Genomic DNA, 13391 nt, shown 5'->3' with positions numbered 1-13391 from the left:
CCATGAAAACGCTCCTGTTGCTGCAACTGGTCCTGCTGATTTTCCTCGGCCAAACTGCTGCCGCCCAGGTAGCCCCGGCAACGGTTGATACAACCGGCTTCTATAAACCGGCGCATCCGACAACTGCAGCAACTCCTCATTCAGAAGTTCCATTCAGGGTCGGATGGCACATAGAACAAATGCCTGCGTTTGAAGGAGGACTAGAAGGCCTGTTCTGCTTCCTCTATCAAAACAACCAGTTAAGCCGTTCAATGAATGGCTACCCATCCGAAAAAGTGTTTGTCGGCTTTGTCGTTGATACTATTGGGCTAGTGCGAAATACACGAGCTCTAAAAGGCCTGCACCCAACGCTGGATGCCGAAGCGTTGCGGCTGGTGAACCTGCTGAGCGGACGCTTCACACCAGGACGATCCAACAAGCGGCCGGTTGCGGTTACCTATACCATTCCTATTTCATTTCCGGCTATAGCCCCTACCAGCAAGAAGCTGCGGAAACGCTGCGACTCATCTTTTACTGCCAACACCCGTTGAGATATTCAAAACCTTCCTACTTTACCCGCTCATCGTCCTAAGCGCAATTCCCATGGTCTTCACGCCCAGCCCTATGCTCCTCAAGCTGCTCTACACCCGTGGCAGCCTGCACAACACCCCCGAAGGTGTAGCCTTCAGCATCAAGAACCGCCTCGATACGGTGCGCATCACGCGCATCGACCATGTGCAGATTGACGGCGTGAAGATTGGCGTGGAGCAGATTGCGCTGGACCTGGGCGAAGGCGACGTACGCCCCGCCACCACCTTCAATGCCGACAGCGCGGGCTTCACGCTGCCGGTGGGCCAGGCCGCCACGTTTCATCTGGCCACCGAGCACCTCAAAGAAGGTATTCATACGGTGCAGGTGCAGTTTGCCGCCGACCCGTTCGGCGACCTGACCGTGGAGGTGGAAGACGCCATTGCGCAGCAGCAGGAAAACAAAAACCGCATTCCGCGCCAAGACCAGGATGACTACTCCGACGCGGCTATTCAGGCCCGGCAGCGCTTCGCCGAGGAGTTTTCGGGGCAGGAGTTCAAGCACCTCAAGCACTACTCCTTCGATGCCCACGACCTGCAGGGCAATTGTGAGCATTTCACGGGCGTGGCCCAGATTCCGGTAGGGCTGGCCGGCCCGCTACGCGTGAACGGGGAGCACGCCGACGGCGACTTCCTGATTCCGATGGCTACCACCGAAGGCACGCTGGTAGCGAGCTACAACCGCGGTATTCAGCTCCTCAACCTCTGCGGAGGGGCTAAGTGCACCGTCATCGGCGACGCCATGCAGCGGGCCCCGGTATTTGTGTTTGACGATGCACGGGGGGCGCGAGATTTTGGCCGCTGGGTAGAGGAGAATATCGACCAGATCCGGCCCGAGGCCGAGAGCACCTCCCGCGTGGCCAAGCTGCAGTACATTGATACGTATCTGAGCAACAAGTTTGCCTTTCTGCGCTTCAACTACAGCACCGGCGACGCGGCCGGGCAGAATATGGTGGGCCGTGCCACCTTCGCGGCCTGCTCCTGGATTCTGGAGAACTACAAAGGCACGCCCATCCGCCATTTCTACCTCGAATCGAACTTCGCCACCGATAAAAAGGCGTCTCAGATCAACGTGATGCGCACCCGGGGCAAGCGGGTAGTGGCGGAGGCCGTCATCAAGCGCGACATTCTGCAGCAGCGTATGCGCGTGACGCCCGAGCAGTTGGCTTACCACGGGCAGGTGAGCAATGTGGGTGCGTTTCTGAGCGGCGCCAACAACAACGGGGCACACTCGGCCAATGGCATTACGGCCCTGTTCATTGCCACCGGCCAGGACGTAGCCAACGTATCGGAGTCGTCGGCGGGCGTGCTATACTCGGAAATCACACCCGAAGGCGACCTGTACATCAGCATTACCATCCCGAGTCTGATAGTGGCCACGCACGGTGGCGGCACCGGCCTAGCCACCCAGAACGAGTGCCTGCGGATGCTGGGCTGCGTGGGCCGCGGCACCGTGAATAAGTTTGCGGAAATAGTGGCCGGTGTAGTGCTGGCCGGTGAGTTGAGCCTGGGCGCCGCCATCAGCAGCTCCGACTGGGTGAGCAGCCACGAGCAGTACGGCCGCAACCGGTAGCGGAAGCAACCTTGCAGACAAACGGAACCGTCCGGGCGGGAGTAGAATCGGGTGCCAGCACCTAGATTCCGCTTCCGCCCGGACAAACGTTTTATAGACCCGACTTATGCCATTGCCAGGAACTTATGAGCCTGGGAAAGCCGTATATTTACCGTCTGTATTTCAATCATTTTAGCTGTATGAAACCTATTATCCCGGTCTTGTTTGCACTGACTTTTGCGGCCACTTCGGCTATGGCGCAGGCTGGCATGAGTTCCTACGACATGGCCGATATCACGCGCGGCCGGCCAACTTCCACCCGCAACCTCAATATGAGCACCGCCGACAAGGAGGCGGCCATTGCGGGTACGCCGGCGCTGGGCTACTACAACCAGGGCTGGAACGCAGGTACTGTGCAGCCACTCGACGGAGAAAATGGCTCGGTTTCGGGGTTGCGCTACAACATGAAGCTACAATGGCTGGAGGCGCAGGATGCTACTGTACCGGGCGGCATCCGGGTGTATCCATCGGGTACTCTCAAGAGCTTTACGCTGGTACCGGCCGCCGGCCAGGCCCCGCACCTGTTCCGTGAGTACAAGTACAGCTCTACGCGCACCGGCTCGGGGCGCGGCTTTATGGAAGAGCTGAACCGCACCGGCGACGTGCGCCTGCTGGTCCGCCATACGTTCGAGGAGCGCGCCGCCGAAATCAACCCGGCCCTGAACACGGTAGTGCGCCCGGCACAGCAGTTGCACGTCACGAGCCTGTTCTACACCCAGTCGGCCAAGTCCGATTTTGCGGCTGAATTGACGCTGGACCGCCGCGGTATCATGCGCGTGTTCAAGGCCCGTGCCGGCGAGATGGACGCCTACGCCAAAAACAACAACCTCGACTACACCAGACTAAACGACGTGCTGAAGATGGTGGACTACTACAACACCCTGCCGGCTGCACCGGCGAAGTAGTTCTTTTCAACTTCCGCTTCTATGACAGCTAAACGTATTCTGGTGCCTGGCTTGGCGTTGGCCATCTGCCTTGTGTACTCCACTACTTCTGTTGCCCAAAATGGTCTGAATGCGCTGGATATGGCCGACATTGTGAGTGGCCGTACCGTTTCTACCCAAAACCTAAACCAGCGTAGCAGCGACAGAGCAGCCGCCATTGCGGGCACACCGATGCTGGGCTACTATGGCTAGAAACAAAGCTGGCATGCCGGAACCATCCAGCAGCTTGATGGGCAAACCAGCCCGGTTTCGGGGTTGCGCTACAACGTGAAGCTGCAATGGCTGGAGGCGCAGGATGCAGCAGCGCCAGACGGAATAAAGGTCTATACCAGTGGCACTCTGAGAGGCTTTACGCTGATTCCGGCGGCCGGACAGGTGCCACTGCAGTTTCAGGAGGTCAAGTACCGCTCATTGCGGTCAGGCAGTGGCCGCGGTATGCTGCAGGTTCTCAACACAACCGGGGCAATCCATCTGTTGGCGCGCCATGTGTATGTGGAGCACGGCCCCCAGATGAACCTGGCGCTCAACACCGAAATGCGCCCGGCATACCAGACCCAGACGACTACCCTGTATGCCGTACCGTCCGAAAAGCCGGATGTAGCGGTTGAGCTGACGCCCGACCGATCCATCATGCGGCTTTTTAAAAAGCATGCGGAGGAAATGGAGCAGCAGATTAAAGCTATGGGCTGGCGCTACGATAAGCTGGAAGACGTGGTGAAAATGGTAGAGTTATACAACACTATTGCCAGCGACGACCCTACAGAATAGGCACCACAATAAAAAGCCCCGACCATCTTCATGGTCGGGGCTTTTTATTGTGGTGGGGATGAGCTTACAGCGGGTCAGCCGTGACTTTGAAGCGAGAATCGGAGCGCACGGTAATGTCGCGGGAAATGGGCCGGGTAATTTCGGCTTTGGTCGTGAGCGTGTAGCTACTGGCCTTGAGGTACTTGTCGAGCACGGCGTTGGTAGGTGTCAGCTCGATGCTGGTTTGGCCGGCAGGCACCTGCGCCAATGAGGCTAGCAGTACTTGGTCGTTCTGGTCAGTGCTAATGTAGATTTCGATGCGGCGCAGAAAGTCGAAATTCTCACTGCTGGGGTCGGTGATGGTAAGCGTGAGGCGGTTGAGGCTCACGTTTTTAACCAGGTCGGCGCGGGTGCCCTCATTGCTAAACCGCTCTTCAGACTTGGTAGGCACTGAAATAGGCGTCAGCGGGACGAGCGTACCAAGGGGAAAGTTGCTGGCAATGCGGATGTTCTGCGAGTCTTCGATGTAGAAGGTCAGCAGCTTATCAATCTTCTTGCAGCCTACCGCCAGCACCAAAGCCAGCAGCGGTAGAACAAACAGTATTTTTTTCATGGCAGTTGAATTTTGCCCGGCAGATACGCAGCCGTTCATAAATAGGTTTGACAGCAGGCAGGCAGAAGTAATGTAGTCCGCCCCGCTAGAGCTGCCGGGCCTGCATCGCAAAGCGCAGTTGCAGCTGCATGCGGACCACCGTTTGTCCGGGCTGCCTCAGCTCCAGTTGAGGCGTCAGGTAGTACTGGCCGGGGCGCAGGTAGCTCAGCAGCGCCGTGTTAGTGGGCATGAGCGTAAGTGTAGTGGCGCCGAGAGGCACATTCGGCAGGGTAGCCAGCACCATACGGTCGTTGCCCTGTTCCGAGGTGATGTACCAGGTAATCTGGCGCACAAAGTCGAAGTTCTGGCCGACTGGCGCCTGCAGCGTGAGCGTGGCGTGGCTGAGCGTGGCCTGCTGCAGCTGATCCAGCGTAATTTTGCGGCCCCTGCAGGAATCCGCCGTGGCGGAATAGACACGGGTGGTAGGCAGAAACACCGTCAGCGGGCCGGCGGGCGGCGCCGTTACGTCCAGGACCGCCGCCCAGGTATCCACCACGTCAAAGGCTACGGTGGTTTCCTTCGCCTCTTTCTTGCAGCCGAAGCTCAGGGCGGCCAGCAGCAGAAATCCTAGCAAGTTGTGTATGCGCATAACCGAAAGGGTAAAAGAGATAGTGTCAATAAAAATAGATTGGGCGTACGGTACCGCGCTTGATGCAGATCAGGAAAAAACAAACGGGGCCCACCAGTTTCCCGGCTAGCCCCGTCCACAACAGCCGTAAAATCGGTCTACTCCATGATTAGTCCATCATGTCGGCCGCCTTAGGCGGGTCCGGCACGAAGCCGGGCTGCCAGCTCATGGGGTAGCGCGGGTCGATGTAAGGCAATGCCGCTTCGGTCAGGTAGAGCGGCCGGAATGTATCCACCATTACGGCCAGCTCGTGGGTTTCCTTCTTGCCGATGCTGGCCTCTACGGTGCCGGGGTGTGGCCCGTGTGGAATGCCGCTGGGATGCCACGTAAATGAGGCCAGATCCACGCCCTTGCGCGACATAAAGTTGCCGGCCACATAGTACAGCACTTCGTCTGAATCGACGTTGGAGTGGTTGTAAGGAGCCGGAATGCTCAGCGGGTGGTAATCGAAGAGGCGCGGCACGAACGAGCAGATGACGAAGTTGTTGGCCTCGAAATGCTGGTGCACGGGTGGTGGCTGGTGCAGGCGGCCCGTAATGGGCTCAAAATCGTGGATGCTGGTGGCATAGGGGTAGAAATAGCCGTCCCAGCCTACCACATCAAACGGCGAGTGGCCGTAGGTGAGGTGGTGCAGCTGGCCTTCCTTCTTGATCTTGACCACGTACTCGCCCGACTCCTGCACGTCTTCCGTCACCAGCTCGTGGGGCGGCCGGATGTCCCGCTCGCAGTAGGGCGAGTGTTCCAGCAGCTGCCCGAAATGGTTGCGGTAGCGGCGGCACGTTTCCACGGGGCTAAACGACTCGATGATGAGCAGGCGCACCGGCCCCTCCTCGAAGTGCAGCTGGTGGATGATGGTGCGCGGAATAACGATATAGTCGCCGGGCTCGAAGGCTACCTTGCCCATCTGACTCCACAGCTCGCCGCGGCCTTCGTGCACGAAAATCACCTCATCGGCCAGCGCGTTTTTGTAGTAGTACTGCATCCGCTTTTCCGTGGGGTTGCAGATGCTCAGCGTTACGTCGGCGTTGCCGAGCATCGTCTGGCGGGCCTGCAGATAGTCGCCACCGGTGGTAGTCTGGGACAAGGTGCGCAAGTGAGCTGGCTCCAGCGGCCGATCTTTCAGCAACTTGGGGCTATACGGCTCAGGTGTACCTACCGTGCGGATTTCGGTGGGCAGATGCTTATGATAGAGCAAAGACGACACACCATGAAACCCCAGCGTGCCTACCAGCTGCTCGGCATACAGCGAGCCGTCAGGTTGGCGAAACTGGGTGTGGCGCTTGCGCGGAATCTGGCCGAGGCGGTGGTAGTAAGCCATGCGGAAAACGAGCGTTGCGGGTGGGAAATGGGGTACGGGGTCTGTAGCGTGAAGGTAAGAAGTTTGGCAGAAGCCCACGCTTACCGCTACTTACAGCGGAACAGCGCCGGAAGCGCCGGAACGGAACCGGCTATTTTTGCGTCTTGGGTAGCTGTGGCTTGCTTTCGGGTCCTCGCTGTTTTTCCGTCTTATGCGCTCTGTTCGTTTTCGCAGTTTGTTGCCGGTTGGTTTTGCGCTGCTGGCTGCCGCTCCATCTTCAGCGCCTCGCACCCGCACCTTCACCTTCAACTATATAGCCACCGTACCCGCCCTGCCCAGCGGCGCCGATTCGCTGGAGCTGTGGCTGCCGGTGCCTCACCCCGATGCTTCGCAGGACATCCGCAACCTAAAAATCACCACTTCAGTCCCTTACCAGCTCACCAAAGCGCCGTATGGCAACCAGGTGCTGCACCTGAAAGTACCGGCTTCTCAGGCGGCTAATCTGCGCGTTGGTATGCGTTTCGAGACGACACGGCGTGAGCACCTGAATCCGTTTCTCTCGCCTTCGTCTGAAGCAAAGACCTACAAAGCCCGCGTCACCGAACCCACGGACCCTAACATGGCCCGCTGGCTCCAGTCCGACCGACTGGTGCCGCTGGATGCCAAAATCAAAACCTGGGCGCAGGAAGTGGTGGCCAAAGCCGGGGCCAAAACCGACCTCGAAAAAGCCCGTGCCATTTATGAGCACGTCGTCAGCACCGTCACGTACGACAAAACCGGTCAGGGCTGGGGGCGCGGTGACATTTACTATGCCTGCGACGCCCGCCGCGGCAACTGCACCGATTTCCACGCCGTGTTCATCGGCTACTGCCGCGCTCTGGGTATCCCGGCGCGTTTCAGCATCGGGTTTCCGCTACCTGCGGAGCGTGGCGCAGGCGAAATCAAAGGCTACCATTGCTGGGCTGAGTTTTACACCAAGCAAACTGGCTGGGTACCCGTCGATGCCTCGGAAGCGGCCAAAGACCCCAGCCGCCGCGCCTACTTCTTCGGCGCCCACGACGAAAACCGCGTCGAATTCACCCGAGGCCGCGATGTACCTCTTAGGCCGTCTCAGAAAGGCCAGCCGCTCAACTATTTCATTTACCCCTACGCCGAAGTAGACGGCAAGCCATTCGATGGTGTGACGCGGGAGTTTCGGTATCAGGATCTGGGGCAGTAACAGTTGTTAAAATCAAAAACGGCCGGAGTCCCCACCCCGGCCGTTCTGCAGTATAGTTTTCCCCTAATTCTAACTACTATTATTTCATTGACAGCTTTTGCATGGGATTAGCCGATCCGTCGGCAACGGCCTGTAGGGCCAGCTTCAACTCGGCGTCCTGCTCCTTCAGCACCGCGTAATACGTCGGTTTGCCGTAGGCACTACGTGCAATATACGCTTTGAGTTGATTACGGAGGAGGTTGGCGCAACGGCGCAGGTGCGAAGGGTTAGCTGGCATACCGTCGCGGGCCGCAATTTCAGCCAGTTCCTGCAGCTGCGCATCCGAAATACGGAAGGTGCTCAGAAACTGCTCCGGGCGCAACGCCTCCAGTTCGGGGCGGTGGCTCTGGAAGTAGTTGATAGCGAATTCGCGCACCAGATTGTGGCTCTGCAGCCGCGTGTAGTATGCAGAGTAAGCCGAACTGTCGCGCGGCACAAACAGGTCGGGCATAATGCCGCCCCCACCATACACTGTGCGCCCATGCACCGTCTGGTAGCGCAACGAATCGGCGAAATGGATGCTGTCGGCGTGGAACAATTCGCCGTGACGCAGCCGGTTCTGCAGGTCCTGCTCGTAGGCCGCCAAGCCGTGGCTATATGATTTCTGGATGCTCCGGCCCGAAGGCGTATAGTAGCGGGCAATAGTCAGGCGCAGCTCCGAGCCATCGTTGAGGGCAATGGGCTGCTGCACAAGTCCTTTTCCGAAGGTGCGGCGGCCCACTACCAGCGCGCGGTCGTGGTCTTGCAGGGCGCCGGCCACCACTTCAGCCGCCGAGGCCGAGCCTTCATCCACCAGCACCACCAGCGGGCCTTCCTCGAATTCGCCGAGCACCCGCGAATAGGTCTGGGTGTCGTACTGGTCGCCTTTGCCGTCGGTGTATACAATCTTGCGCGTGCCCCCAATAAACTCATCGGCCAGCTTGGTGGCGCGGTCGAGGTAGCCGCCGGGGTTGCCGCGCAAGTCCAGCACGAGGCTGGTCATGCCCTGGCGGCGCAGGTCGCCAAGCGCCTGCTTGAACTCGTCGTAGGTGCCACTGGCGAAACGGCTGATTTTGATGTAGCCCGTTTGCGCGTCGAGCAGGTACGCCACATCCACCGAGTTGTTGGGAATGCGGTTGCGGGTCAGCATGACGTTCAGAGGCTTGGCCTGGCCGCGGCGCAGCAGTTGCAGCAGCACCTTGGAGCCGCGCGGACCGCGCAGCTTGCCAAATACCTGTTCCGTAGACAGCTGCTTGCCGGAAACCCGCTCGTTGTTCACGGCCAGAATACGGTCGCCGGGCTGCAGGCCCGACAGTTCGGCGGGGCCGCCGCTGAGCGGTGCTACCACCGTCACGGTGTCGCGGAAGATGTTGAACTCCACCCCTACCCCGTCAAAATCACTCTGTAGAAAAGCGGAGGCCTGCTGCTGCTGCTTGGCCGGAATGAACACCGAGTGCGGATCAAGTCGCTCCAGCATACGCCCGATGGCATAGTCAGACAGCGCCTCGGCATCCACGGAGTCTACATAGTCGCGGTCTACGTAGCTCAGAATCTCCTTGAACTTCAGGTAGCCCCGGGCCGTGCCATCCGGATTCTGGTCAGACGGCCGGAACGGGTTGGCTCCCAGCAGTACCCCACACGCCAGCACCAATGCCAACAACAACGGCTGCTGCACCCGACGCCGCGAATTGCGCGGCTCGGGCTCCACAGAAACCATCGGCTGAGGCTTAAACTCGACTGCCATAAGATGCTGAGAGAGTAGTGGTTTGGGCTATAAAAGAAACTTGAGAGGAGGCACAGAATTTCAAATCTATTGAAACTTTTCCAAGAAATTCAAGGCATCTATTAGGCAATATGAATTATCCGATAACAATGCAATTTCATCTTTCTTTAGCCCAATATATTCCCATTTTGGGTTGAATTGAGTGCAAATCTGCGCAAACTTCCCGGCAGCCAAAACAAAGGTATGTTTATGATTATATGAAGATTAAAACACTTCGGTGAAGTGTACGAAATCCTCGGTGAGCCGGATTGCGCAGGCGTCAGACCAGCGGCCGACTGCTACCGGTTCTGGCGGGGCGTCGTATCTTTGGGGCGGCAGCCGTACCGGTTGCACTATGCTTACTCCTCATCCTGTTCCGCAATGGGCCGTGTTCTTGCCATCGACTATGGCCATAAGCGTGTGGGGCTGGCAGTTACGGATCCCCTCCAGCTTATTGCCACCCCTCTTGATACCGTGCACAGCAAAGATGTGCTGGCCTTTGTGAAAGCCTATCACCAGCGCGAGCCGCTGGATGCGCTGGTCGTGGGAATGCCGCGCACCCTGCTCAACGAAGCCACGGACAGCACCAGCGCCGTAGTAGGCCTGATACGCAGCCTGCGGAATCAGTTTCCGGAGGTGCCGGTGCATGAGATAGACGAACGGTATACCTCACGCATGGCACACGCCGCCATGCTGGCCGGCGGCCTCAGCAAAAAGGACCGCCGCGACAAAGCCACCGTCGACCGGGTGTCGGCAACCCTCATTCTGCAATCTTTCCTCGAATCCCGATGATTTACCCCATAGTTGCTTTCGGTGACCCAGTACTGAAAGCCCGCGCCAAAGACATTCCGCAGGATTTCCCGGCGGCCGACCTGAAGCAGATTGTGCAGGACATGTACGATACCATGTACCACGCCCACGGCGTAGGGCTGGCTGCTCCACAGGTGGGCAAAAGCATACGCCTGTTCGTCATCGACTCGGAGCCGATGATTGACTCGGAAGACGAAGAAACCGGCGAACCGCTGCCCGATGCTGAGCAAGGTGTGAAGCGCGTCTTCATTAACCCCCGGATGGTGAGCGAAACCGGCGAGGAATGGGGCTTTGAAGAAGGCTGCCTGAGCATCCCGGGTGTGCGCGAAATGGTGTACCGCCCCGAAACCATTGTCATTCGTTACGAAGATGAGCAGCGCCAGGTGCACGAAGACACTTTCTCGGGCATGACGGCCCGCGTGATTCAACACGAGTACGACCACCTGGAAGGCGTGCTGTTTACCGACAAGATTTCGGGCTTCAAAAAGCAGCTCATCAAAGGCAAGCTTACGCGTATCAGCAAAGGCGACGTGAATGCCGACTACCGTATGCGTTTCGCGGGCCAGGGCCGGCGGTAGACGGGTACTTATTGAAAGACTGTTCAACATCATGCTTCGCCTCCAGCTCTGCATGGATGTTCTAGCGGCTTCCCAGACAGCATCTCAGCAAAAAAACCGGCCGCCAGTAGCACTTCACTACTGGCGGCCGGTTTTTTTAGGGGGAACAAGCCTGGAATTAACGGGCTGAGGCCTGCGTATTCGTCTGCGCGGCCCGCGCTTGGGCTACATACTGCTTTTCGAGCTTTTTGAGGTAGTTGAGCGAAGCGCGGGAGAAAACCGGTGGGTGGGTTTTGTCCTTTTTGGCGGCTTTCTGATAGAGCTGAAAGAAGGCCAGCGGGTTGTCAATGCTAGCCAGCAACTGCGGGGTATAGCCGTTGTTATCTAGGGTGCGGGCCATGTAGAAACCGGGCAGGTGGCCCGTGGTGCTATTGAACAGGCGACGGTAGTACTTCAGCTCGGGCAGGGTGCTGCCGGGCCGGGCGGCGACCTGCAGCACAGAGTCCAGCTTATGAAGCACGGCTGGCGCGCCGGCCAGCAGCCACTCACGTATGGCCGCCGAGTCGGTGGGTGACTGAAGCAACACTTTCTTGTCGATGAGGTCGGCGGAGCCTTCGTTCTGCACCATGCTCAGGGCCTGGAGCAGCGGCTGGTCGCGCTTGGCGGCCAAGCTAAAATCGAGGCCGGGACTGAGCTGGTGGTGCATTTCGTGGGCTTCCAGAATACCATTCTTGGGCTTGTTCCAATCAATAGCTGATTTCAGGCTGAACACGAGGCCGGCCGGCTCGGAAATGGCATCGTTGCCGATGGCCACGTAGGCCAGTTGCAGGTTCTGCACTTTGGTGTGGGCGCGCCGGGGCAGATATTCGTAGGCGTAGCGGTACATCAGATCCAGGTAAGCGGGCTGGCGGGCAGTTTCCAGCAGATACTGTTTGAACTCCGGTTCGCGCTGCTTGTAGCCGTTCACCAGCACGTAGTACCATACTTCCTTCTTCAGCTTGGCTTGCAGCACCGAGTCGAGGCTGGGGCGGTACACCACCTCAATGGCACGGCGGTAGCGCTGCAGCATCTCGTCGTTGAACACGCTGGATATGTAGCGCTGGTTGGCGGGCACCGCTACAAATGCCTGCCACAGCTCATCGGTAAGAGGCTTATCCTGGCGCAGCGCGTCGGTCATTTCCCAGTAGCGCAGGGCCGCGTCGATGTTTACGGTTTGGGCGGCGGCGGGCCGGGACTGGGTACTCAGCAGCAGAACCAGGCAGGCAACGAGCAGGGCAGGAAGGCGTTTCATGGATAACCGGAAAGACGAAGGGTGAAGGAGATGCCTCAAAAGTGCCGTATGCTCCCCTCGCCCGAAACTTTATTATCTCAACCTGCCCAAACCCGATGTGAATCCGCCGCCCGGTCGCTGGCGGGGTTATCCGCCCAAATCGGGCGTTGGCATCACAGTTGGCGGCGTTGCCATAAAACCCCAGCAGAAGCGGCATCGGCAGGTTAGCTTTAGCCCATGAACCGTCAAACTACGCTTTTCCACCTGCTGGGCTGGGGGCTGCTGCTGGCCTACGACTTTGTGGGCATCTATGGGCAGCATCTGCCCAACCAGGGCGTACTATTGGTGTTGCAGCTCACGTTTCGGCTCAGCATGATGAGCATCTTTTACTACTGCTTTCTGGTGCTGTTTCCGCGCTATCTGCGCAAAAGCCGTATTCCGCAGCTAGTGCTGGGGCTGGCGCTGGCGCCGGTGGTGTTCACGGCTACTCGCTACGCACTGGAACAGGTGCTGCTGCCGCTGCTGTTTGGTTTCAGCAACTACACCGGCGAGGTAAAGCTGCTGGCGTATTTCCGCGACAATGCCGAGCGGGGCCTGCCCATGATGATGGTGGCCGCCGCGGCCTGGGGCGTGCAGGATGCTTTTTTGCGGGAAAAGCAGCGCGAAACTCAGCAGCTGCAGCAGGAAAAAACGCAGGCGGAACTGGCCTTTCTCAAAACCCAGATCAATCCGCATTTCCTCTACAACACGCTCAACTACCTCTACGCGCAGGCCTACCTGGTGTCGGAGCCGCTGGCCGAGGCCACGCTGCGCCTCTCGGACCTGATGCGCTACATGCTGCACGAAAGCCCCGACGGCAAAGTGGAGCTGCGCCGGGAAGTGGAGTACCTGGAGAATTTTCTGGCGCTGCACCGGCTGCGCTTCGAAGACAGCTTCTTTGTGACTTTTGAGACGCCGGCTGGCCTCAACGGGCAACGGGTGGCGTCTTTGCTGCTGATTCCGTTCGTGGAGAATGCGCTGAAGCATGGTGTCGTGAACCGCGCAGAGCAGCCGGTTGCTATCCGCCTGACGCTGCCTGCCCCGACGCGGCTGCGGTTTGAGGTGCACAACTACATCAGCCAGAACCAGAAAGACCTCACCACCGGAATCGGGCTGGCCAATATCCGGCGGCGGCTGGAACTGCTGTATCCGGGCCGGCATCAGTTGCGGGTGCAGCAGGCGGCCGGGGTCTACCACACGACCCTGGACCTGGAACTGTAGAGAACCGAGCGGCGGTTTGCGGCGGATTCTGCAGCTTTGCGGGCCGTGT

The 13391-nt window shown here is 58.8% G+C and carries 14 protein-coding genes; 9 read left to right on the top strand and 5 right to left on the bottom strand.

From position 1 onward, the window contains the following. Positions 1-2 precede the first annotated feature (2 nt). From IC231_RS03035 to IC231_RS03015, 5 genes are all read left to right on the top strand, one after another. Positions 3-530 carry an energy transducer TonB gene (locus tag IC231_RS03035; protein ID WP_190783128.1) on the top strand — a complete coding sequence of 176 codons (528 nt, stop codon included), beginning with the start codon at positions 3-5 and terminating at the stop codon, positions 528-530. Positions 531-603: 73 nt separating this feature from the next. Further along, entirely contained in the window at positions 604-2139 is a 1536-nt protein-coding gene (locus IC231_RS03030; RefSeq protein WP_211538824.1) for a hydroxymethylglutaryl-CoA reductase, read from the top strand. A 179-nt stretch (positions 2140-2318) separates the two neighbouring features. After that, positions 2319-3083 carry a hypothetical protein gene (locus tag IC231_RS03025; protein WP_190783126.1) on the top strand — a complete coding sequence of 255 codons (765 nt, stop codon included), beginning with the start codon at positions 2319-2321 and terminating at the stop codon, positions 3081-3083. Positions 3084-3104: 21 nt separating this feature from the next. Beyond that, complete coding sequence (locus IC231_RS03020) at positions 3105-3314, top strand: hypothetical protein (protein ID WP_190783125.1); 210 nt, start codon at positions 3105-3107, stop codon at positions 3312-3314. Between the two features lie 63 nt (positions 3315-3377). Continuing rightward, positions 3378-3890: a hypothetical protein gene (locus IC231_RS03015; protein ID WP_190783124.1), complete on the top strand. Its 513-nt coding sequence runs from the start codon at positions 3378-3380 to the stop codon at positions 3888-3890. 64 nt (positions 3891-3954) lie between these two features. Here the strand turns inward: IC231_RS03015 and IC231_RS03010 are convergent, their stop codons facing one another. The 3 genes from IC231_RS03010 to IC231_RS03000 form a co-directional block, all read right to left on the bottom strand. Next, positions 3955-4482 (bottom strand): hypothetical protein, encoded by a 528-nt coding sequence (locus tag IC231_RS03010; protein WP_190783123.1) that lies wholly within the window; start codon positions 4480-4482, stop codon positions 3955-3957. Positions 4483-4567: 85 nt separating this feature from the next. Beyond that, positions 4568-5110, bottom strand: a complete 543-nt coding sequence (locus tag IC231_RS03005; protein WP_190783122.1) for a hypothetical protein — start codon at positions 5108-5110, stop codon at positions 4568-4570. Positions 5111-5258: 148 nt separating this feature from the next. Continuing rightward, entirely contained in the window at positions 5259-6467 is a 1209-nt protein-coding gene (locus tag IC231_RS03000; protein WP_190783121.1) for a homogentisate 1,2-dioxygenase, read from the bottom strand. A gap of 190 nt (positions 6468-6657) precedes the next feature. On the opposite strand from IC231_RS03000, the gene IC231_RS02995 reads away from it, so the two are divergent. Then, positions 6658-7665 carry a transglutaminase-like domain-containing protein gene (locus IC231_RS02995; RefSeq protein WP_190783120.1) on the top strand — a complete coding sequence of 336 codons (1008 nt, stop codon included), beginning with the start codon at positions 6658-6660 and terminating at the stop codon, positions 7663-7665. 79 nt (positions 7666-7744) lie between these two features. Here IC231_RS02995 and IC231_RS02990 read toward each other — a convergent pair whose 3' ends face one another. Further along, positions 7745-9427, bottom strand: a complete 1683-nt coding sequence (locus tag IC231_RS02990) for a S41 family peptidase (protein WP_190783119.1) — start codon at positions 9425-9427, stop codon at positions 7745-7747. Positions 9428-9826: 399 nt separating this feature from the next. Here IC231_RS02990 and ruvX point away from each other — a divergent pair, with 399 nt between their 5' ends. After that, positions 9827-10237, top strand: a complete 411-nt coding sequence (gene ruvX / locus IC231_RS02985) for a Holliday junction resolvase RuvX (RefSeq protein ID WP_190783118.1) — start codon at positions 9827-9829, stop codon at positions 10235-10237. Continuing rightward, complete coding sequence (def, locus tag IC231_RS02980) at positions 10234-10833, top strand: peptide deformylase (RefSeq protein ID WP_190783117.1); 600 nt, start codon at positions 10234-10236, stop codon at positions 10831-10833. Before ruvX ends, def begins: the two co-directional genes overlap by 4 nt. Positions 10834-10990: 157 nt before the next feature. Here the strand turns inward: def and IC231_RS02975 are convergent, their stop codons facing one another. Further along, positions 10991-12103 carry a DUF5700 domain-containing putative Zn-dependent protease gene (locus IC231_RS02975; RefSeq protein ID WP_190783116.1) on the bottom strand — a complete coding sequence of 371 codons (1113 nt, stop codon included), beginning with the start codon at positions 12101-12103 and terminating at the stop codon, positions 10991-10993. A gap of 216 nt (positions 12104-12319) precedes the next feature. On the opposite strand from IC231_RS02975, the gene IC231_RS02970 reads away from it, so the two are divergent. Then, positions 12320-13342 (top strand): sensor histidine kinase, encoded by a 1023-nt coding sequence (locus IC231_RS02970; protein WP_190783115.1) that lies wholly within the window; start codon positions 12320-12322, stop codon positions 13340-13342. Positions 13343-13391: the final 49 nt, after the last annotated feature.

This window comes from Hymenobacter duratus, assembly GCF_014698995.1.
GTDB lineage: Bacteria > Bacteroidota > Bacteroidia > Cytophagales > Hymenobacteraceae > Hymenobacter > Hymenobacter duratus.
The sequence above is the reverse complement of the archived record's forward strand: the minus strand, read 5'-3'. Positions and strand labels throughout refer to the sequence as shown.